This window comes from Streptomyces ruber, assembly GCF_014648075.1.
GTDB lineage: Bacteria > Actinomycetota > Actinomycetes > Streptomycetales > Streptomycetaceae > Streptomyces > Streptomyces ruber.
On record NZ_BMQK01000015.1, the window covers coordinates 41434 to 61143 of the forward strand.

15 protein-coding genes and 1 pseudogene are annotated in these 19710 nt (G+C 71.7%); 2 read left to right on the forward strand and 14 right to left on the reverse strand.

The genetic code is table 11. The features are described 5' to 3' along the window. Window positions 1-40: 40 nt before the first annotated feature. From topA to bldG, 7 genes are all read right to left on the reverse strand, one after another. The gene (topA, locus tag IEZ04_RS26155) at window positions 41-2872 is read right to left on the reverse strand and encodes a type I DNA topoisomerase (RefSeq protein WP_189219419.1); all 2832 of its coding nucleotides are present in this window, start codon (window positions 2870-2872) and stop codon (window positions 41-43) included. Window positions 2873-3128: 256 nt separating this feature from the next. Beyond that, window positions 3129-3326, reverse strand: a complete 198-nt coding sequence (locus tag IEZ04_RS26160) for a hypothetical protein (RefSeq protein ID WP_189219420.1) — start codon at window positions 3324-3326, stop codon at window positions 3129-3131. Window positions 3327-3743: 417 nt separating this feature from the next. After that, a complete protein-coding gene (locus IEZ04_RS26165) occupies window positions 3744-5270 on the reverse strand; it encodes a DUF7059 domain-containing protein (RefSeq protein ID WP_189219421.1) in 1527 nt (508 codons plus the stop codon). Window positions 5271-5428: 158 nt separating this feature from the next. Further along, window positions 5429-6019, reverse strand: coding sequence for a small secreted protein (locus IEZ04_RS26170; protein WP_189219422.1), 591 nt, complete (start codon window positions 6017-6019; stop codon window positions 5429-5431). Between the two features lie 189 nt (window positions 6020-6208). Further along, window positions 6209-8638 carry a sodium-translocating pyrophosphatase gene (locus IEZ04_RS26175; RefSeq protein ID WP_189219423.1) on the reverse strand — a complete coding sequence of 810 codons (2430 nt, stop codon included), beginning with the start codon at window positions 8636-8638 and terminating at the stop codon, window positions 6209-6211. A gap of 501 nt (window positions 8639-9139) precedes the next feature. Further along, window positions 9140-9574, reverse strand: a complete 435-nt coding sequence (locus tag IEZ04_RS26180; protein ID WP_189219424.1) for an ATP-binding protein — start codon at window positions 9572-9574, stop codon at window positions 9140-9142. A gap of 107 nt (window positions 9575-9681) precedes the next feature. Next, entirely contained in the window at window positions 9682-10023 is a 342-nt protein-coding gene (gene bldG / locus IEZ04_RS26185; RefSeq protein WP_009189842.1) for an anti-sigma factor antagonist BldG, read from the reverse strand. Window positions 10024-10103: 80 nt separating this feature from the next. Here bldG and sftH point away from each other — a divergent pair, with 80 nt between their 5' ends. Next, on the forward strand, window positions 10104-12563 hold the full coding sequence (sftH, locus tag IEZ04_RS26190; protein ID WP_189219425.1) for a DEAD/DEAH box helicase: 2460 nt from the start codon (window positions 10104-10106) through the stop codon (window positions 12561-12563). Between the two features lie 54 nt (window positions 12564-12617). On the opposite strand, the pseudogene IEZ04_RS26195 reads toward sftH, so the two are convergent. From IEZ04_RS26195 to ssd, 7 genes and pseudogenes are all read right to left on the reverse strand, one after another. Continuing rightward, a pseudogene (locus IEZ04_RS26195) lies at window positions 12618-13070 on the reverse strand (Rv3654c family TadE-like protein); the annotation flags it as partial. Continuing rightward, window positions 13067-13378 carry a TadE family type IV pilus minor pilin gene (locus IEZ04_RS26200; RefSeq protein ID WP_229821294.1) on the reverse strand — a complete coding sequence of 104 codons (312 nt, stop codon included), beginning with the start codon at window positions 13376-13378 and terminating at the stop codon, window positions 13067-13069. The gene IEZ04_RS26200 and the pseudogene IEZ04_RS26195, both read right to left, overlap by 4 nt. A gap of 118 nt (window positions 13379-13496) precedes the next feature. Further along, a complete protein-coding gene (locus IEZ04_RS26205) occupies window positions 13497-13733 on the reverse strand; it encodes a DUF4244 domain-containing protein (protein WP_189219427.1) in 237 nt (78 codons plus the stop codon). A gap of 65 nt (window positions 13734-13798) precedes the next feature. Beyond that, window positions 13799-14608, reverse strand: coding sequence for a type II secretion system F family protein (locus IEZ04_RS26210; protein WP_189219428.1), 810 nt, complete (start codon window positions 14606-14608; stop codon window positions 13799-13801). Then, a complete protein-coding gene (locus IEZ04_RS26215; RefSeq protein ID WP_189219429.1) occupies window positions 14605-15456 on the reverse strand; it encodes a type II secretion system F family protein in 852 nt (283 codons plus the stop codon). Before IEZ04_RS26215 ends, IEZ04_RS26210 begins: the two co-directional genes overlap by 4 nt. Next, window positions 15453-16682, reverse strand: coding sequence for a TadA family conjugal transfer-associated ATPase (locus IEZ04_RS26220; RefSeq protein WP_189219430.1), 1230 nt, complete (start codon window positions 16680-16682; stop codon window positions 15453-15455). The genes IEZ04_RS26215 and IEZ04_RS26220 overlap by 4 nt, the downstream gene beginning before the upstream one ends. Before the next feature lie 58 nt (window positions 16683-16740). Beyond that, on the reverse strand, window positions 16741-17835 hold the full coding sequence (ssd, locus tag IEZ04_RS26225; protein WP_189219431.1) for a septum site-determining protein Ssd: 1095 nt from the start codon (window positions 17833-17835) through the stop codon (window positions 16741-16743). 646 nt (window positions 17836-18481) lie between these two features. Between ssd and IEZ04_RS26230 the strand changes: the two genes are divergently transcribed. Continuing rightward, on the forward strand, window positions 18482-19306 hold the full coding sequence (locus IEZ04_RS26230; protein ID WP_189219432.1) for an HAD family hydrolase: 825 nt from the start codon (window positions 18482-18484) through the stop codon (window positions 19304-19306). The last annotated feature ends 404 nt before the right edge of the window (window positions 19307-19710 follow it).

Consider the following 19710-nt stretch of genomic DNA (forward strand, 5'->3'; position numbering starts at 1 on the left):
GGAGGCCGCCGTGACGCCGCTCCCGGGAGCGGCCCGGCCCTCAGTCCTCGGCCGTGGCCCTGGCCGACGCGGTCTTCTTCGCCGCGGTCTTCTTGGCCGGGGCCTTCTTCGCCGTCGTCGTCTTGGCGGCCGTCTTCTTCGCCGCCGTCTTCTTGGCCGTCGTCTTCTTGGCCGGGGCCTTCTTCGCGGCCGTCTTCTTCGCCGTCTTCTTGGCGGGCCCCTTAGCCCGCTTCTCGGCGAGCAGCTCGTACCCGCGTTCCGGGGTGATCGTCTCGACGCTGTCGCCGGAGCGGAGGGTCGCGTTGGTCTCGCCGTCGGTGACGTACGGACCGAAGCGGCCGTCCTTGACGACGACGGGCTTCTCGCTCACCGGGTCGGTGCCCAGCTCCTTCAGCGGCGGCTTGGCGGCCGCCCGGCCACGCTGCTTGGGCTGGGCGTAGATCGCCAGCGCCTCCTCCAGCGTGATCGTGAACAGCTGCTCCTCGGACTGCAGGGAGCGCGAGTCCGTGCCCTTCTTCAGGTAGGGACCGTAGCGGCCGTTCTGCGCGGTGATCTCCTGGCCCTCCGCGTCCGTGCCGACGACGCGCGGCAGCGACATCAGCCGGAGCGCGTCCTCAAGGGTCACGGTGTCCAGCGACATCGTCTTGAACAGCGAGGCCGTGCGCGGCTTGACCGCGTTCTTGCCCGTCTTCGGGGTGCCCTCGGGGAGCACCTCGGTGACGTACGGGCCGTAGCGGCCGTCCTTGGCGACGATCGTGTGGCCGGTCGCGGGGTCGGTGCCCAGCTCGAAGTCGCCGCTCGGCCTGGCGAGCAGCTCCTCGGCGAGCTCGACGCTCAGCTCGTCCGGCGCCAGGTCGGCCGGGATGTCGGCCCGCTGGTGGTTGTCGGAGTCCTTGTCGCCGCGCTCGATGTACGGGCCGTAGCGCCCGACGCGCAGCACGATGCCGTTGCCGACGGGGAAGGAGGACACCTCTCGGGCGTCGATCGCGCCCAGGTCCGTGACCAGCTCCTTCAGACCGCCCAGGTGGTCACCGTCGCCGTTGCCGGCCTCGGCGGCGACCCCGGCGCCGTCCGCGCCCTCACCGAAGTAGAACCGCTTCAGCCACGGCACCGCCCGCGCCTCGCCCCGCGCGATGCGGTCGAGGTCGTCCTCCATCTTGGCGGTGAAGTCGTAGTCGACCAGCCGTCCGAAGTGCTTCTCCAGGAGGTTGACCACGGCGAAGGACAGGAAGGACGGCACGAGCGCCGTGCCCTTCTTGAACACGTAGCCGCGGTCGAGGATGGTCCCGATGATCGACGCGTACGTCGACGGGCGGCCGATCTCCCGCTCCTCGAGCTCCTTGACCAGGCTGGCCTCGGTGTACCGGGCCGGCGGCTTGGTCGCGTGGCCGTCCACCGACATCTCCTCGGCGGACAGCGGGGCGCCCTCGCTCACCTGCGGCAGCCTGCGCTCGCGGTCGTCCAGCTCGGCGTTCGGGTCGTCGGCGCCCTCGACGTACGCCTTCAGGAACCCGTGGAACGTGATCGTCTTGCCGGAGGCGCTGAACTCGGCGTCGCGGCCGTCGGCGGCCGTGCCGCCGATCCTGACGGTGACGCTGTTCCCGGTCGCGTCCTTCATCTGCGAGGCGACGGTCCGCTTCCAGATCAGTTCGTAGAGCCGGAACTGGTCACCGGTGAGCCCCGTCTCGGCGGGCGTACGGAAACGGTCGCCGGAGGGCCTGATCGCCTCGTGCGCCTCCTGCGCGTTCTTGACCTTCCCGGCGTACGTGCGCGGCCGGTCCGGCAGGTAGTCGGCCCCGTACAGCTGCGTGACCTGCGCGCGGGCGGCCGCGACGGCCGTGTCGCTCAGCGTCGTCGAGTCCGTACGCATATAGGTGATGAAGCCGTTCTCGTACAGCTTCTGCGCGATCTGCATGGTGGCCTTCGCACCGAAGCCGAGCTTGCGGCTCGCCTCCTGCTGCAGCGTCGTCGTACGGAACGGCGCGTAGGGCGAGCGGCGGTACGGCTTCGACTCGACCGAGCGCACGGAGAACGCGGTGCTCTCCAGGGCCGCGGCGAGCGCACGGGCGGCGGCCTCGTCGAGGTGGAGGGTGTTCGCGCTCTTGAGCTGCCCCAGCGAGTCGAAGTCACGGCCCTGGGCGACACGCCTGCCGTCGACCGTGGTCAGCCGTGCGACCAGGGACGACGGGTCGGACGGGTCACCGGCGCGGCCGGTGCCGAAGGTGCCGGTCAGGTCCCAGTACTCGGCGGAGCGGAACGCCATGCGCTCCCGCTCCCGCTCGACGACCAGCCGGGTCGCCACGGACTGGACCCGGCCCGCCGACAGCCGCGGCATGACCTTCTTCCACAGGACCGGCGAGACCTCGTAGCCGTACAGACGGTCGAGGATGCGGCGGGTCTCCTGGGCGTCGACGAGCCGCTGGTTGAGCTCGCGCGGGTTGGCCACGGCGGCCCGGATCGCGTCCTTGGTGATCTCGTGGAAGACCATCCGGCGGACCGGGACCTTGGGCTTGAGCACCTCCTGGAGGTGCCACGCGATGGCCTCCCCCTCGCGGTCCTCATCGGTGGCGAGGAAGAGCTCGTCGGAGTCGCGCAGCAGGTCTTTGAGCTTCTTGACCTGGGCCTTCTTGTCGGCGTTGACCACATAGACGGGCGCGAAGTCGTGGTCGACGTCCACGCCGAGGCGGCGCACCTCGCCGGTGTACTGCTCGGGCACCTCCGCGGCGCCGTTGGGAAGGTCACGGATGTGCCCGACGCTCGCCTCGACGATGTATCCAGGGCCGAGGTAGCCCTTGATCGTCTTCGCCTTGGCAGGCGACTCGACGATGACGAGTCGGCGGCCGCCCTTCGCGGTCTCGCTGGTCGGGGACAACTTCGCTCTTCTCTCCGGTCGACGCTGGGTCTCCCCAGGCTGTCGTCCCGGGGTCGGGTCATGCTGACGCTGCGGAGTGTGACGGTACATCCCGCCCCCGTGTCAAACGGGAAAAGCCCGCAACGGCCACTCGAACGGTAACCCGACTACCGGCATTCCTGCCGCCCGGCATGGTCAGCGCCCCGTCCGGCCCGATCCGGAGGGTTCCTTCTCAGTTACTCGGCGGTCTCTTCGCGCCCTCGTCCCGGTACGGTTCTCAGAGGCGCGCGAAGCACCACGCGGCGAGCGCCAGAGCGATCAGCGCGGTGGCGCCCGCGAGCGTCGCCGAGGCGGCGGGACGCACTCCCTCGGCCACCGGCATCCGCTGCCGCAGCCGTGTCACGGTCCAGACCGCGAGCCCGGCTCCGAACAGGGCGAACACCACTCCCGTGAAGATCGCCGGACCGCTCTCCATGTCCCGTCCCTCCCGTCCCGGAGTCCCCAGTGACGTGACACTGGCACGCGCGGGAAGCGGACATGCGACGACGCGGTGAACGTCAGGCGACCGGCCGCCCGGACGGTCCCGGCGGGGCGGCTCTCCGGTCGCCTCCCGGTCGGGGTGCGCGCCCCGCCCGGTGCACACGAGGGTGACGAGTCCCTCGTCCCCGTCCACATCACCGGGCGGCCGGCCGTGCACCGTGCGCTCCGGCGGCGCCGCCCAAGTCGGCTCATACTCGTTGGCACGGGCGCCGGACGCCCGCGGCCGGCACGGTCGAGTGCGCGCAGCGCGCGCGGGCGCACGGCGAGGCCCGGCACGCCGCCCACCGGCCGAGTCGTCGCCCGGCCGGTCCGCGATCAGCCGGCCGGTCCGTGGTCAACCGACGGTCCGCGATCAGCCGGCCGGCTCCAGGAAGCCCTGCTCCACCAGCAGCCGGATCTGCGCCGGGGTCCGGTCGCGCAGTGCCACCGGGTCCTCGCCCACCAGCTGGGCAATGGCGTCCAGGATGCGGCCCGCGCTGAGCGTTCCGTCACACACGCCCGCGAAGCCCGCCCCGACCGTGTCCACCTTGGTCGCGCGGCGCATCCCCCGGTTCTGCCGCAGCACCACGTGCTCGGGGTCCTCCGCGCCCGGCAGCCCGACCTGCTCCTGGACGATCTCCTCGACGAGCCTGAAGTGCGCCGTGAGCAGGGCCGCGTCGTCGTGCTCGCGCAGGTAGTCCACGCGCGCGAAATGCGCGCGGACGGTGTCGCCCAGCGGCTGCTCGACGGGATGCGGCCACTCCTCGAGCGTGACGAAGGGCACGGTCTCGGCGGCCCGGCTCCTCCGCAGGGTGATCCACCCGAAGCCGACGGCCCGCACCTTGCGCGCCTCGAACTCGTCGAGCCACGCGTCGTACCGCGCCTGGTACCCGGCCACGTCGCCGCGGTGGTCGCCCGCGTCCCGCAGCCACAGCTCCGCGTACTGCGTGACGTCCTGCACCTCGCGCTGCACGATCCAGGCGTCGCAGCCGCGCGGCACCCAGGAGCGCAGCCGGTCCTGCCAGTCCTCGCCCTCGACGTGCTGCCAGTTGGCGAGGAAGTGCGCGTAGCCGCCGTCGTTCAGCCGCTCTCCCGCCTGCTGCACGAGCGTGCGGCACAGGTCGTCGCCGCCCATGCCACCGTCGCGGTAGGTGAGCCGCGCACCGGGGGAGATCACGAAGGGCGGGTTGGACACGATGAGGTCGTACGTCTCGTCGTCCCGTACCGGCTCGAAGAGCGAGCCCTCGCGCAGGTCGGCCGCCGGGGCGCCGGAGAGCGCGAGCGTGAGCGCGGTGATGTGCAGCGCGCGCGGGTTCACGTCGGTCGCGGTGACGCGCGTGGCGTGCAGCGCGGCGTGCAGGGCCTGGATGCCGGAGCCGGTGCCGAGGTCGAGCGCGGACGCGACGGGCGTGCGCACCGTGAGGCCGGCGAGCGTGGTGGACGCCCCGCCCACCCCGAGGACGACGCCTTCCGCCCGGCTGCCGATGCCGCCCGCGCCGCCGACCGCGCATCCCAGGTCGGAGACGATGAACCAGTCCTCACCGCCCGGCCCACCGTACGGCCGTACGTCGACGCTCGCGGCCAGCTCGTCACCGCCGACCGGCACCAGCCAGCCGCTCTCCACGCACGCGTCGACCGGCAGAACGTCCGCCACACGCGCGTGCGGCACGGGCTGCTGCAGCAGGAACAGCCGTACGAGCGCCTCCAGCGGCGAGTCGCCGCGCGTCATCCGCAGGGCGGGCACGATCTCGCTGCGCGCCAGCGCCGCGTACGCGGGCGCGCCGAGCAGTTCGAGCAACCCGTCGGCGGTGAAGGCGGCCCCGATCAGGGCGTCGCGGAGCCGCGCGGCAACGTCGGGGCGGTCGGTGGACGGCAGGGATGACAGGCTGGAATTGCTCACGCCCCCATTGTGTCGGTCCCCACCGACAAGGCGCGTCACCCGGGGACGGCGCCTCCCGGATGCGTCGGCACGCGCGCGTGTGCGGGTGCCGGACCACGCGCGCGTGCCGGACGGCGACGAGGTGGACGGACGGCAGCCCCTCGGGGCCGTCCGCGCCGTCAGCTGCTCGCGGCGGTGGCCGGAGCCGACGCGGACTTGCAGCTCTCCTGCTGGGCCATCGCCCGGCCCACGTCGCCCTCCTCGAGCTGCTTCAGCGCGTCGTTCCCGCTCTTGCTCAGCTTGTCGAGCTCGGTGGCGACGTCCTTCAGGCCGTCGGCGAACTTCGCCTGGTCCTTGGTGTCGAGCTCGTCGACCTGCTTCTTCAGTCCCGCGTACGCCGTCGAGATGTCGTTGAGCTCCTTGACGGCGTTCTTCTGCTTGGTCTCGCCGTTCTCGACGTCGGGCGCCCCGGCCTTCTGCACGGCGGCACCGATCGCCTTGTACGCGTCGGACATGTCCTGGAAGGCCTTGGCGTCGGTCTTCTGGACGTTCTCCGGCGTGCTGTTGTCCGAGGTCTCCTTCTGGATCGCGGCGTTGGCGGCCTCGATCTTCTTGGCCTGCGGCTGGACCGCGTCGCAGACCTGCTTGGCCCAGGAGTTCAGCTTTTCGCTGCTGTCGTCACTGCTGCATCCCGACAGCGCCAGTACCAGTACCGCACCGCCGGACAGTGCGGCCGCGAGCTTCTTGTTCACCGGATTGGTCCCTTCCATGGCTCTCGGCCCCGGAACATACACGGCGCATCGACAGGCCCCACACGCCGGACATCCCATCTGCACTTTTTATAACCATTTGCACCAAGAGAGAGAAGGCTCACGACGGCGGCGCACACGAAAGGCGGGCGAACGGCACGTCAACACATGTCGTCCGCCCGCCCGTTGACCCGCGCGGGGCGCGGTGGTCTACGAAACCACCGCCGCGTCCGCGGACTTGGCCACCGGCTCGGAATTGCCTTCGTCACCCATGGTGATCCCGCGCCGCTTGGACGCGTACACCGCGCCCACGATCACGGCGAGCGCGAGCACCGCCACGACCACGCGCAACGTGACGCTCTTGTCCGCGCCGTAACTGAACTTGACCACGGCTGGTGCGATGAGCAGGGCGACCAGGTTCATCACCTTCAGCAACGGGTTGATGGCCGGACCCGCGGTGTCCTTGAACGGGTCGCCGACCGTGTCGCCGATCACGGTCGCCGCGTGGGCCTCGCTGCCCTTGCCGCCGTGGTGACCGTCCTCGACGAGCTTCTTGGCGTTGTCCCAGGCACCTCCGGAGTTCGCGAGGAAGACCGCCATCAGCGTGCCCGTGCCGATCGCTCCCGCGAGGTAGGCACCGAGCGCACCCACACCGAGCGTGAACCCGATGGCGATGGGCGCCATGACCGCGAGGAGACCCGGCGTGGCGAGCTCCCTGAGGGCGTCCTTGGTGCAGATGTCGACGACCCTGCCGTACTCGGGCTGCTCGGTGTAGTCCATGATCCCGGGCTTCTCGCGGAACTGCCTCCGCACCTCGTACACGACCGCTCCCGCCGAGCGCGAGACCGCGTTGATCGCCAGCCCCGAGAAGAGGAAGACGACCGCGGCGCCCGCGACGAGACCCACCAGGTTGTTGGGCTGCGAGATGTCCATCACCAGACTCATCGGGCCGCCGTCGCCGACCTTCTCGCCCACGTCCCGCGCCGCCGTGACGATCGCGTCGCGGTACGACCCGAAGAGCGCCGCCGCGGCGAGCACGGCCGTGGCGATGGCGATGCCCTTGGTGATGGCCTTGGTGGTGTTGCCCACGGCGTCGAGGTCGGTGAGCACCTGGGCGCCGGCGCCCTGGACGTCGCCGGACATCTCGGCGATGCCCTGCGCGTTGTCCGAGACCGGCCCGAAGGTGTCCATGGCGACGATGACACCGACCGTGGTGAGCAGTCCGGTGCCGGCCAGTGCCACCGCGAACAGCGCCAGCATGATCGACGTACCGCCGAGCAGGAAGGCCCCGTACACGCCGAGGCCGATCAGCAGGGCGGTGTAGACGGCCGACTCCAGACCGATGGAGATGCCCGCGAGGACGACCGTCGCCGGGCCGGTGAGCGACGTCTTGCCGATGTCCCGCACCGGGCGGCGGGTGGTCTCGGTGAAGTAACCGGTCAACTGCTGGATCAGGGCGGCCAGCACGATGCCGATGGCCACCGCGACGAGCGCGAGGATCCGCGGATCGCCCTCCTTTCCGGTGATCACCGGGTCGGTGACGCCCTCCAGGTCGGCGTACGAGGACGGGAGGTAGACGAATACCGCCAGAGCCACCAGGGCCAGCGAGATCACCGCGGAGACGAAGAAACCGCGGTTGATGGCGGTCATCCCGCTGCGGTCGGCGCGACGCGGAGCCACCGCGAAGATGCCGATCATCGCGGTGATCACGCCGATCGCGGGGACGAGCAGCGGGAACGCGAGCCCGGCGTCGCCGAACGCGGCCATGCCGAGGATCAGCGCGGCGACCAGGGTCACGGCGTACGACTCGAAGAGGTCGGCCGCCATGCCCGCACAGTCACCGACGTTGTCGCCCACGTTGTCGGCGATGGTCGCGGCGTTGCGCGGATCGTCCTCCGGGATGCCCTGTTCCACCTTGCCGACCAGGTCGGCGCCGACGTCGGCCGCCTTGGTGAAGATGCCGCCGCCGACCCGCATGAACATCGCGATCAGCGCGGCGCCGAGGCCGAAGCCCTCCAGGACCTTCGGCGCGTCGGCCGCGTACACCAACACCACACAGGAGGCGCCCAGCAGACCGAGCCCCACCGTGAACATGCCGACGACGCCTCCCGTGCGGAAAGCGATCCTCATAGCTCTGTGCGCGGCGGTCGGTGAACCGGCTCCGCCCGCGGGAGCGGCGAGAGACTGCTGCGCCTCGTCCTCCGCCGACGTCGCCGCACGCGCCGCGGCGGCGACCCGCACGTTGCTCCGTACGGCCAGCCACATACCGATATAACCGGTGGCCGCCGAGAACGCCGCGCCGATCAGGAAGAACACCGATCGTCCCGCGCGCTGATTCCAGTCGTCCGCGGGCAGCAGCATGAGCAGGAAGAACACGACGACGGCGAATACGCCCAGCGTGCGCAACTGCCGGGCCAGATAGGCGTTCGCGCCTTCCTGGACCGCTGCCGCGATCTTTTTCATGCTGTCGGTGCCCTCGCCCGCCGCGAGTACCTGGCGGACCAGGATTCCAGCCAGCACCAGCGCGGCCAGCGCCACGATCGCGATGACCGTCACGATGAGCCGATTGTCGGTGGTCAGGACTGCGGTTGCGAAGGTTGTGGGGTGATCAAAATGTTGAGGGGTGAAAAGCCCCGCCATTCGTCCTCCTTGACGCTTGGGCTGAGCTCAAGATGTGGACGGATTGTAGGGAGCGGAACCTGATCAAAACAGTACGCCGTAAACGGAATTAGCCGCCCCGAGCCCCTCAGCAAATGATCGCCCGAGCTGCACAGAACCCGAAAGCAGTAACGCCCCAAAACCGTTGACACCTGATCCAATAATCATGGCATCGATCGTGAATTTCTTCACGAATTCCGTGCGCCGCCTCGAGAAAAGACCGAGGGCCCTGCTCAGCAGGGCCCTCGGAGACGGATCCGGGAGGCTCGGTCAGTGGTGTACACCCCTGACATCCCCGGAGAGGAGCGCACGGCCGAGCTCGGGAAGGCGTACGTCAGGTATACGCGATCGCCGTGGATGTCACGGGTGGCCGGCCGCGTCCGCTCGCAGGGCCGGTACCGATGACGTCGCGAAATATCGAACAGAAAGCCGACTGTCGTCCACGCGGCATCGGCGGAGCACCGACCGTCGTCGACCCGGACGTCACGGCAGTGTGGACAGCGGCGGCGTCGTCGGCCAGCTCATGCGGATCTGACCGCCGTGCTCGCCGGCGGAGACCTCGACGTCGTCGACGAGACCGCTGATGACCGCGAGGCCCATCTCGTCCTCCTCGGCCTCCACGTCCGCGTCGTCGTGGGCGCCGTGCGTCCTGTCACCGTGCGGCGTGCGCGGCGCCTCGTCCCCGACCTCGATGGAGAACTGTTTCTCTTCCTCGATCAGCAACACCCGCACCGGCGCCGAGATACCGCTGCTCTGGTGCAGCCCGACGGCCCGGCTGCACGCCTCGCCGACGGCGAGCCTCACCTCGTCGAGGACGGCCTCGTCCACCCCGGCCTTGCGTGCGACGGAAGCGGCCACCAGACGGGCGGTCCTGACGTGCCCCGGGACCGCGCTGAAGAGAAGTTCAACGGTGGCCATGCATCCCCCTCCGAACTACGGGCGTGCTGCCGGGGGGCCGGTCCCCAACGGGCCCGGTCCCCCTTCCTGTCGTCTGCGCCGTCATGGGCACACGGCCCGGCAACGGATCAGTCGGTCGCCGCCACCGCTTCGTCGACCGAGGTGTGGATCGGGAACACCTTGGTGAGACCGGTGATGCGGAAGATCTTCAGGATGCGCTCCTGGTTGCACACCAGGCGCAGCGAGCCCTCGTGGGCCCGTACACGCTTCAGGCCGCCCACCAGCACGCCGAGCCCGGTGGAGTCGAGGAAGTCCACGCCCTCCATGTCAACGACGAGGTGAAAATTCCCGTCGTTCACCAGCTCGACCAGCTGCTCGCGCAGCTTGGGCGCGGTATATACATCGATTTCGCCACCGACCTCGACGACCGTACGATCGCCGACGGTACGGGTCGACAGGGACAGGTCCACGGATCCTCCAGCACCTTGCTATCGAGCGGTCGTCCCTAGGGACACCTCGGCTTCAGCCCCAGGACTGTACGCCAGCCGCGATGGCATTCAATCACTTACCGGCAGGCGTACACGACGCCTTGGGGCCATTGTCCGTCACGCCAGTGACACACTCGGTGCCGATGGCCAAGAATCACCGATCCGATCGATCCTCGACGGACACAGCCTCCCGCCCCGCGCCCGGCACGGTACTGGACCGGCTCGCCTCCGGACCGAACCGGGCGTCGCGCATCACTCATACGGAGCACTTGCCCCCGAGGACGGGTCGGCATGCCCTCTGGCCTGACCGGATCCGTCCGGAGGTCATCGCCGCCGTGCGGCGAGCGGGCATCGAACACCCCTGGGCCCACCAGGCACAGGCCGCCGAACACGCACTGGACGGCGAATCGGTGGTCGTCGCCACCGGCACGGCGTCCGGCAAGTCCCTCGCCTACCTCGTGCCCGCCCTGTCGTGCCTCCTGGACGGGTCCGAGGCCCCCAACGGCCGCGGCGCGACCACCCTGTACCTGGCCCCGACCAAGGCGCTCGCCGCGGATCAGTGCCGGTCTGTGAAGGAAATTTCACATCCGCTGGGCACAGCGGTCCGCGCGGCCGTGTACGACGGTGACACCCCCGTCGAGGAACGGGAGTGGATCCGCCAGTACGCCAACTACGTCCTCACCAACCCGGACATGCTCCACCGCGGGATACTCCCCTCCCACCCGCGCTGGTCCTCCTTTCTGCGCGCCCTGCGCTACGTGATCATCGACGAGTGCCACACCTACCGCGGTGTGTTCGGCTCGCACGTCGCCCAGGTGCTGCGCCGGCTGCGCCGCCTGTGCGCCCGTTACGGGTCCTCGCCCGTCTTCCTGCTGGCCTCGGCGACCGCCGCCGAGCCCGCGGTCGCCGCGTCCCGGCTCACCGGGCTGCCTGTGGTGGAGGTCGCGGACGACGCCTCCCCCCGCGGCGAACTCGTGTTCGCCCTCTGGGAGCCGCCGCTCACCGAACTGCACGGCGAGAAGGGCGCCCCGGTCCGGCGCACGGCCACCGCGGAGACGGCCGACCTGTTGACCGACCTGGTCGTCCAGGGCGTCCGCTCGGTCGCCTTCGTACGGTCCCGGCGGGGCGCCGAGCTGATCTCGGTGATCGCCCAGGAACGCCTCGCCGAGGTGGACCGCTCGCTCACCCGGCGCGTCGCCGCCTACCGCGGCGGCTACCTCCCCGAGGAGCGCCGGGCCCTGGAACGCGCCCTGCACTCCGGTGAACTCCTCGGCCTCGCCGCGACCACGGCCCTCGAACTCGGCGTCGACGTCTCCGGCCTGGACGCCGTGCTGATCACCGGCTATCCGGGCACCCGGGCGTCGCTGTGGCAGCAGGCGGGCCGGGCCGGCCGTTCGGGGCAGGGCTCGCTGGCCGTCCTGGTGGCCCGGGACGACCCGCTGGACACCTTCCTCGTGCACCATCCGGAGGCGCTGTTCGACCAGCCGGTCGAGTCGACGGTCCTCGACCCGGACAACCCCTACGTACTCGCCCCGCACCTGTGCGCCGCCGCCGCCGAACTGCCCCTGACCGACGACGACCTGCCCTTGTTCGGCCCGTCCACCGAAGAGCTGCTGCCGCAGCTCGAGGCCGCGAAGCTGCTCCGGCGCCGTACGAGGGCCTGGCACTGGACACGCCGGGAACGGGCCGCCGACCTGACCGACATCCGCGGCGAGGGCGGGCGCCCCGTCCAGGTCGTCGAGGCGGGAACGGGACGGCTGCTGGGCACGGTCGACGCGAGCTCCGCGCACACGTCGGTGCACGAGGGTGCGGTCCACCTGCACCAGGGCCGTACCTACCTGGTGCGTGAGCTGGACCTGGAGGACTCCGTCGCGCTGGTCGAGGAGGCCGGTCCGCCGTACTCGACGGTCGCCCGCGACACCACCGCCATCTCCGTCCTGGAGACGGACGTCGAGGTGCCGTGGGGCGAGGCCCGGCTGTGCTACGGCTCCGTCGAGGTCACCAACCAGGTCGTCTCCTTCCTGCGCCGGAAGCTGATCACCGGCGAGGTGCTCGGCGAGACGAAACTCGACCTCCCGCCCCGCACCCTGCGTACCCGTGCCGTGTGGTGGACGGTCACCGAGGACCAGCTGGACGCGGCCCGGATCGACCCGGAGATCCTGGCCGGTGCCCTCCACGCCGCCGAGCACGCGTCGATCGGCCTGCTGCCCCTGTTCGCCACCTGCGACCGCTGGGACATCGGCGGCGTCTCGATTCCGCTCCACCCCGACACGCTGCTGCCGACTGTGTTCGTCCACGACGGCCACCCGGGCGGCGCGGGTTTCGCCGAACGCGCCTTCCACACCGCCCGCGAGTGGCTCACCGCGACCCGCCAGGCCATCGCCTCCTGCGAGTGCGAGGCCGGCTGCCCGTCCTGCATCCAGTCCCCCAAGTGCGGCAACGGCAACGATCCCCTGCACAAGCGGGGAGCCGTCCGCCTGCTCACGGAACTGCTGCGGGGTGCGCCGGAGGAGGACGGGTGAGGACCTCTCCGGCCCAGCCTGGTCCGCAAGTGCAGCCTGGTCCGCAAGTGCAGCCGGGTCGGCAGGTGTGGCCGGATCCACAGGTCCGGCCGGTCCCGCTCGTGATCTGATCTCCGCCGTGAACGGTCCCCTGCCCGACGCCGCCGTCACGTCCGAGGTGTCACCCTCGATCACGCACCGCAGGAGCCGGGTGCCCTGGGCGTGAGCGACCCGGCCCGCCACGGCGCAGGCCGCGTCCGTGCCCTCCGCCCAGTGATCGGCGGCGGCGAGCGCCGCCAGGTCGGCCGCCCCGGCGGCGCGGTGCCGGATCACGAAGGCCTGCCCCACGGCCAGTACGGAACCGAAGACCACGCACAGCACGGCGACGGCGCCCACGACCCAAACCGTCGCGGAGCCGCGGTCGGCACCGGCACCGCGCCTCGCCCCGCCCGTTCTCGTCCGTCGTTCTGCTCCTCCCCCACCCGCCCGTCGCACCGCGCGGCCACGATCTCGGCCGGCCGTACTCATCCGGTCACCCCCACCGTCTCCTCCGCCAGAGCCACGGCCTCATGGCTCAGATCGATGTCCAAGACCCTCAGCCCCGGCGGGTTGGCCGTGACCACCACACGCACGAGATCCCCCTCCCGGCTCACGCCGACCCGCGCCCCGTCCGGCGCCGCCCGACGGGCCGCCGCCACGACCGCGTCCGGCGGGTCCTGCCGCGCCGCGGCCCTGGCTCCCGCCCTCGCCGCATCCACGCACTGGATCTGCGCGCACGCGGCGAGCAGCGCCCACACCAGCGCCGTCACGAACAGCACCAGCACCGGCAGCGCCATGGCGGCCTCGGCCGTCACGAATCCCCGATCGCCCGCTCTCGCCAGGCCCCCCGGCACCAGCTGCCCACCACGAACCGAAGCCCGCGAGAACCGCCGCCGAGGAAGCGCCCCGTCCTTCTCAAGCCCCGCCATCGAGGGCCCGCTTCACGATGTCCTGCAGCTCCGTCTGGACCTGTCCGCTGGTCACCACCTTGTACAGCACCGCGGCGAAGGCCACCGCCGCGATGATGCCCACCGCGTACTCCGAGGTGACCATTCCCGCGTCCCTCCGCGCCGCCGCGCGCGCCCCGCGTGCCACGGCGCTCATCCGTCCCCGCACCACTCGCCGCACCGCGGCCCATACCGTCCTGAACATCACGACCCCCGTACCTTTCTCCCGCGTTCACCACTGCGCCGTCGTCGTTCTCGTCACTCAGTCCGTCACCGTCCGCCTCCTCCCAGCAGTCCGCCCGCGAGTCCGATCACCACCGGCAGCACCCCGACCGCGATGAACGCGGGCAGGAAGCAGAGCCCCACCGGAACGGTCACCATGACGGCCGCCCGGCGCGCCCGTTCGGTCGCGGCACGTCCCCGTTCGGCGCGTGCCTCGGCAGCGAGTCGCGCGGCCGGAACGGCGGCCGGCACCCCCGACTCGTCCGCTCGCTCCAGCAGGCGGGCCAGCCGACCGGCACCGGGCAGCGCACCCAGCGCCCGCCACACCTGCGCCGGTTCACCCCCGAGCCGTAGCTGCGCCGCTCCCCGGGACAGCCGTCGGCCGACCGGGCCGCCCAGCGACTCGCCGACGGCCCACGCGGCCGCGACCGGGCTCGCCCCGGCCGTGATACAGGCGGCCAGCAGATCCGCGGCAAGCGGAAGCTGCCTCGCCACGTGGGCGGGATCCTCGGTTTCCGGGTCCGTGCCGTGCGGTTCCCGGCCCGCCCGGCTGCCCGGTCGCCGCAGCCACCACCAGCCTCCGACCCCGGCCACCGCTCCGCCCAGCAGCCCGCCGACGCCCCCGATCAGCAGCCACACCGCGCACGCCACTCCCGCCGGTGGCAGCCACCGCCGCAGGCAGCCCCGTACCGCCACGAGGCGCCGGCCCGACGGCACGGTGTCCCGGAGCAGCAGCGCCCCCGCCCGGCTGCGCACTCGCCGCGCGCGCCGCGCGGTACCGGACGCCCACACCAGCGACCACAGCCCCGCGGTCACGCACAGCAGTGCCTCCGGCCTGTGGACAAGTCCCGCGCTCATGCCTTCTCCGCTCCCCGTACGATCCGCAGCGCCCACCACAGACCGGCGCACTCCAGCACCCCGCCGACCGACAGACAGCCAAGCCCGGCCGCGCTGTGCAGCACCACGTGCAGCGGGTCGGCTCCGAGCGCGGTTCCCAGCAGCAACCCGAGCACCGGCAGCCCGGCGAGCATCACGGCCGTGGACCGGGCGCCCGCCAGCTGGGCGCGCAGATCCGCCCGCTGGTCCCGCTCGGCGCGCAGGGCGCCCTCCAGGCGGTCGAGGCCGGCCGCGAGGCCGGCGCCACGGTCCACGGCCACCCGCCAGCACGCGGCGAGCCCCAGCAGGCCGTCGGCGCCCGGCTGCCGCGCCGCGGTCGCGAGCGCGCCCGGTACGTCCCCACCGAACCGGGCCGCCGCCAGCACGAGCGGTTGCGCCTCGCCCAGCCCGTCGCAGTCCCGTTCCGCCCGCAGCAGCGCCGCACCCGGCTGCCGCCCTGCGCGCACCTCCCCGGCGAGCGCCCCACAGAGCGCGATGACCGCGTCGCCCCGTCGTTCCCGCGCCCGGCGCGCCTCCCGGGCCAGCCGTACCCGCCTGAGCGCCGGCACGGCGAGCACACCGGCCAGAACAGGCAGAGGGGACTCGCCCAGCACGGCCACGGCCGCCCCGACAGCCACGGTCCACCACTCGGTTCCCAGCCCTCGCGCCCTCACGAACGCCCGTCGCCAGGGCGGCGGCCCCACCGGCCCGCCGCCCGCGAGCAACAACCGCGCCCGCCGCGCTTCGGTGCCGGGCCCTCCCAGCAGCCAGGCCGCCGCCCCACTACACGCCACGACCACCTCGGCCGACAGCCCCCCGACTCCCGTCACAGTCCTCCGCTCCCTTCCGGCGCCGCGCCCCCGAGCGGCGTCCCGCTGCCGTCCCGCACCCCGAGCAGCTCTCGCAGCCGCTTCCACCCCCGCTCGTACGCGAAGCCCCCGGCGCCCCAGCGCAGCGCGGGCACCGTCACGACCAGTCCGCCAGGAGCCCGCTCCAGCACGTGCACCTCCGCGATCCGTCGTCGCCCGTCGCGATCCCGTACCAGGTGGAGGACCACCGACAGCGCTGCCGCCAGCTGGCTGTGGAGCGCGGCCCGGTCGAGCCCGGCCGCCGTGCCCAGCGCCTCCAGGCGGGCGGGCACCTGTGCCGCGGCGTTGGCGTGCAGAGTCCCGCACCCTCCTTCGTGGCCCGTGTTGAGGGCGGCGAGGAGGGACACGACCTCGGGACCTCGCACCTCGCCGACGACCAGCCGGTCGGGCCGCATCCGCAGCGCCTGCCGCACCAGGTCCTGCAACTCGACGAGCCCGGCCCCCTCCTGGTTGGCGGGTCTGCCCTCCAGCCGTACGACGTGCGGATGGTCGGGCCGCAGCTCCGCCGAGTCCTCGGCCAGCACGATCCGTTCACCGGGATCGACCAGCCCGAGCAACGCGCTGAGCAGCGTCGTCTTGCCCGTGCCGGTGCCCCCGCTGATCACGTAGGACGAGCGGGAGGTGATCAGCGCCCGCAGTACGCGGGCTCCGCCGGGCGGCACCGTCCCCGCCGCCACCAACTCGTCGACAGTGAACGCCTTCGGTCGCACCACCCGGAGGGACAGACAGGTCGAGCCCACGGCCACCGGCGGCAGCACGGCGTGCAGACGCGTGCCGTCCGGGAGCCGCGCGTCCACCCACGGCCGGGCGTCGTCGAGCCGCCGTCCGGCCACGGCGGCCAGACGCTGCGCCAGGCGTCGTACGGCCGCCGCGTCCGGGAAGGTCACCGCGGTCAGCTCCAGGCCGCCGCCACGGTCCACCCAGACCCTGTCGGGTGCCGACACCAGTACGTCGGTCACGGACGGATCGGCGAGGAGCGGCTCCAGCGGCCCGCTGCCGACCAGCTCGGAACGCAACCGCTCGGCCACGCCGAGGACTTCGGTGTCCCCGAGCACCCGGGCCCGCTCCCGGAGCGCCTGGGCCACGCGCGCGGGCGTCGGTTCGGACCCGTTCTCGGCGAGCCATTGCCGTACGTCGTCCAGGAGAGCTTGGCCGTCACCGGCCGTCGTGCCCCAGGTGCCGTTCACGCGGCCTCCTTCCCGTCAGAAGCGCACCCGGGGACGCCCACGCGCGCGTCGGTCTTCCTCATGCGGCCTCGACCCCCGTCAGCGCCCGGTCCCAGAACGCGCTGCCGAACCGGGCGAGCGGCCCGCGCACGGCGCCGCCGGGATGGTTGCCGGTATCCATCAGCCCGGTCTCCACGGGCACTTCGCCGACCAGTGGCAGTCCGAGCAGCCGGGCCACCTCGCGGTCGTCCAGCCCCGGCGCGTACGGGCCGCGAACCGCCACCCGCAGGTCGCGCAGGACCATGCCAAAAGCGGAGGCGACTCTTCCGGCCGCCGTGATCGCGCGCAGTTCGGCAGGGACGACCAGGAGACCCACGTCGATCTGGGCGAGCATCTCGGCGACGCCGTCGTCGATGCGGCGCGGCAGGTCGACGACCACCGCGCCGCCCCGTCGGCGGCCGGCGGCGAGCACCGCCCGTACCGCCTGGGGAGGCACGGTGACCGCGTCACCGCGGTCCCAGCTGAGGACCCGCAGCGCGTGCAGTTCGGGCAGCGACTCCTCCAGGGCGCCGCCGCCGACACGGCCGCGCGACGCGGCGAAGTCGGGCCAGCGCAGCCCCTCGGCCGCCTCACCGCCCAGGAGGACATCGAGCCCGCCGCCGAGCGGGTCCGCGTCGACAAGAAGGGTGCGTCGGCCCTGGCGTGCGGAGGCGACGGCGAGCGCGCAGGCCAGGGTGGACGCCCCGGCACCGCCGCGGCCACCGATGACGCCGACCGTCAGGGCGGGTCTGCCGACCCCCTCGGCCACGTCGGCGATACGGTCGACCAGCCACTGCTCGCCGTCCGGCAGCACCAGCACGTGGTCGGCGCCGATCTCCACGGCCCGCCGCCAGATCCCGGAGTCGTCCTGGTCCCGGCCGACCAGCACCACGCCCCTTCTCCGCGCCGCCCCGCGCACTCGGCGCGCTGCGTCGTCTCCGACGAGGACGAGCGGCGCCGAGTCCCAGCTGTCCCTGCCCTGCGGACCGCCGTGATGGACCTCCGGTCTGGCCCCTGCGGCCGCGCACAGGCGCAGCAGGTCGTCCAGCAGTTCCGCGTCCTCGGTGACGATCAACGGCCTGCCCTGCCGCCCTTCGGCGGCGGGCGGCCGGTCGTCGGTGATGGCTCCCGCCATGACGTCCGTCCCCCTTCGCTGCTCCCCGCGCCGGATCCGGAGCCCACCTCGCCCCGTGAATCCCGCCCGTGTTGAAGTCCTGTGTGAAGAACCGGCGACCGGCCTCCATATGCACGGCCGGCAGAAACCGGCCGGGCGCACCGGCAAACCGAACCGGCCATGAACTCGCCGCCAGCGGTGCGTGCTGGAATCACGGTGCAGCGATCCCCGAAATCATGTGGATCTTGGTCTAAAACTGTGGACATCGCAGGGGCTGTGAATATCGCCGTCACTCAAACAGGCGACCCCGACGACGCTCCCGCACGACGCCGACAAGGCTTCGCCGGGGCCTTGCCACGGCCTCGGCACGGTTGCCGCAACGCAGCCTGACAGCTACCCGCAGTGACGGATCATGAGGAGTGGGCCAAGGCCGCCCAGAGGCCGCGACACGGCGCGGCGATCTCGGAAAAGGTGGAGAAAACCCACCCGGACATGCGACGACCCCCGCCGGGGGGGAGAGCGGGGGTCGTCCCCACGGCCGACTCGGGGGGGGGAGGAGTCGGGCCGGGTTAGCACGGTCGCGAACGATCCGTGACTTCCATGGTGTACCCGAGAGCCCTCTCAGGCAAACCCACGCGCCCCACACTAGCCCGAATGGCGGGCACATATGCTCGGCCTCGTGGATAACCACTCCTTGCCCCGCACAGCGGCCTTCTTCGACCTGGACAAGACGGTCATTGCGAAGTCGAGCACACTCACGTTCAGCAAGTCGTTCTACCAAGGCGGCCTGATCAACCGCAGAGCGGTCTTGCATACCGCATATGCCCAGTTCGTCTTCCTCGCCGGCGGCGCCGACCACGTCCAGATGGAGCGGATGCGCGCGTACCTGTCCGCGCTGTGCCGCGGGTGGAATGTCCAACAAGTGAAGGAGATCGTCGCCGAGACGCTTCACGACCTGATCGATCCGATCATCTACGACGAGGCCGCCTCCCTCATCGAGGAGCACCACCTCGCCGGGCGGGACGTCGTCATCGTCTCGACGTCCGGAGCCGAGGTGGTCGAACCGATCGGTGAACTGCTCGGCGCCGACCGCGTGGTCGCGACCCGGATGGTCGTCGGCGACGACGGCTGCTTCACGGGCGAGGTGGAGTACTACGCCTACGGCCCGACGAAGGCGGAGGCGATCAGGGAGCTGGCCGAGTCGGAGGGCTACGACCTCGCGCGATGCTATGCCTACAGCGATTCCGTGACCGACGTGCCGATGCTGGAGACCGTCGGGCACCCGCACGCGGTGAATCCGGACCGCGCGCTGCGCCGCGAGGCGCTCGCGCGCGGGTGGCCGATTCTGGACTTCAACCGCCCGGTGCGACTCAAGCAGCGGCTGTCCGTGACGCCGCGTCCGGCACTCATGGCCGCGGCCGCCGTAGGAGCCGCAGCGGCCACGGCGGGCCTGGTCTGGTACGCGAGCCGCCGACGGATGTCCACGGCATGAAACAAGGCCGAGCATTCCCGACCGGCCGATAACCCGGGTGCCCTTTTCGCGTCTGTTTGAACGTAAAAGTAAAGAAGTGCAGCCAGGGCTTCCACTTGGTGCGGTCCGGGAGTACAAAGGATTCAACGGCCCGCGAGACCAAGGGACATCCGAAGGGATCACCTTTAACGCAATTGGCCACACGGACCGAGCATGGACACCGAGCACCCACGCGACGTCGACCCGTCGATTACGGGCCAGCCGCACCAGGCGACGGGCGAGGTTCCCGACCTGATGGGCAACATATCGAGGACGCATGGTAACCCGGTGGACATGCCGGCGGCGGTACGAGTACTCGTACCGCCGCTACCCTTTCCGGGCGACCGGCCCCGCGCCGGAAACGCCGCGCAGGGAACACGACCCGC

Excerpts from the sequence above, each read along its gene's own strand:
- ssd (WP_189219431.1), bottom strand. The coding sequence starts at position 17,835 with ATGGCGGGAGCCATCACCGACGACCGGCCGCCCGCCGCCGAAGGGCGG.
- IEZ04_RS26205 (WP_189219427.1), bottom strand. The coding sequence starts at position 13,733 with ATGTTCAGGACGGTATGGGCCGCGGTGCGGCGAGTGGTGCGGGGACGG.
- IEZ04_RS26170 (WP_189219422.1), bottom strand. The coding sequence starts at position 6,019 with ATGGAAGGGACCAATCCGGTGAACAAGAAGCTCGCGGCCGCACTGTCC.
- IEZ04_RS26210 (WP_189219428.1), bottom strand. The coding sequence starts at position 14,608 with ATGAGCGCGGGACTTGTCCACAGGCCGGAGGCACTGCTGTGCGTGACC.
- IEZ04_RS26180 (WP_189219424.1), bottom strand. The coding sequence starts at position 9,574 with ATGGCCACCGTTGAACTTCTCTTCAGCGCGGTCCCGGGGCACGTCAGG.
- sftH (WP_189219425.1), top strand. The coding sequence starts at position 10,104 with ATGGCATTCAATCACTTACCGGCAGGCGTACACGACGCCTTGGGGCCA.
- IEZ04_RS26200 (WP_229821294.1), bottom strand. The coding sequence starts at position 13,378 with ATGGCGCTGCCGGTGCTGGTGCTGTTCGTGACGGCGCTGGTGTGGGCG.
- IEZ04_RS26230 (WP_189219432.1), top strand. The coding sequence starts at position 18,482 with ATGCTCGGCCTCGTGGATAACCACTCCTTGCCCCGCACAGCGGCCTTC.
- IEZ04_RS26160 (WP_189219420.1), bottom strand. The coding sequence starts at position 3,326 with ATGGAGAGCGGTCCGGCGATCTTCACGGGAGTGGTGTTCGCCCTGTTC.
- IEZ04_RS26175 (WP_189219423.1), bottom strand. The coding sequence starts at position 8,638 with ATGGCGGGGCTTTTCACCCCTCAACATTTTGATCACCCCACAACCTTC.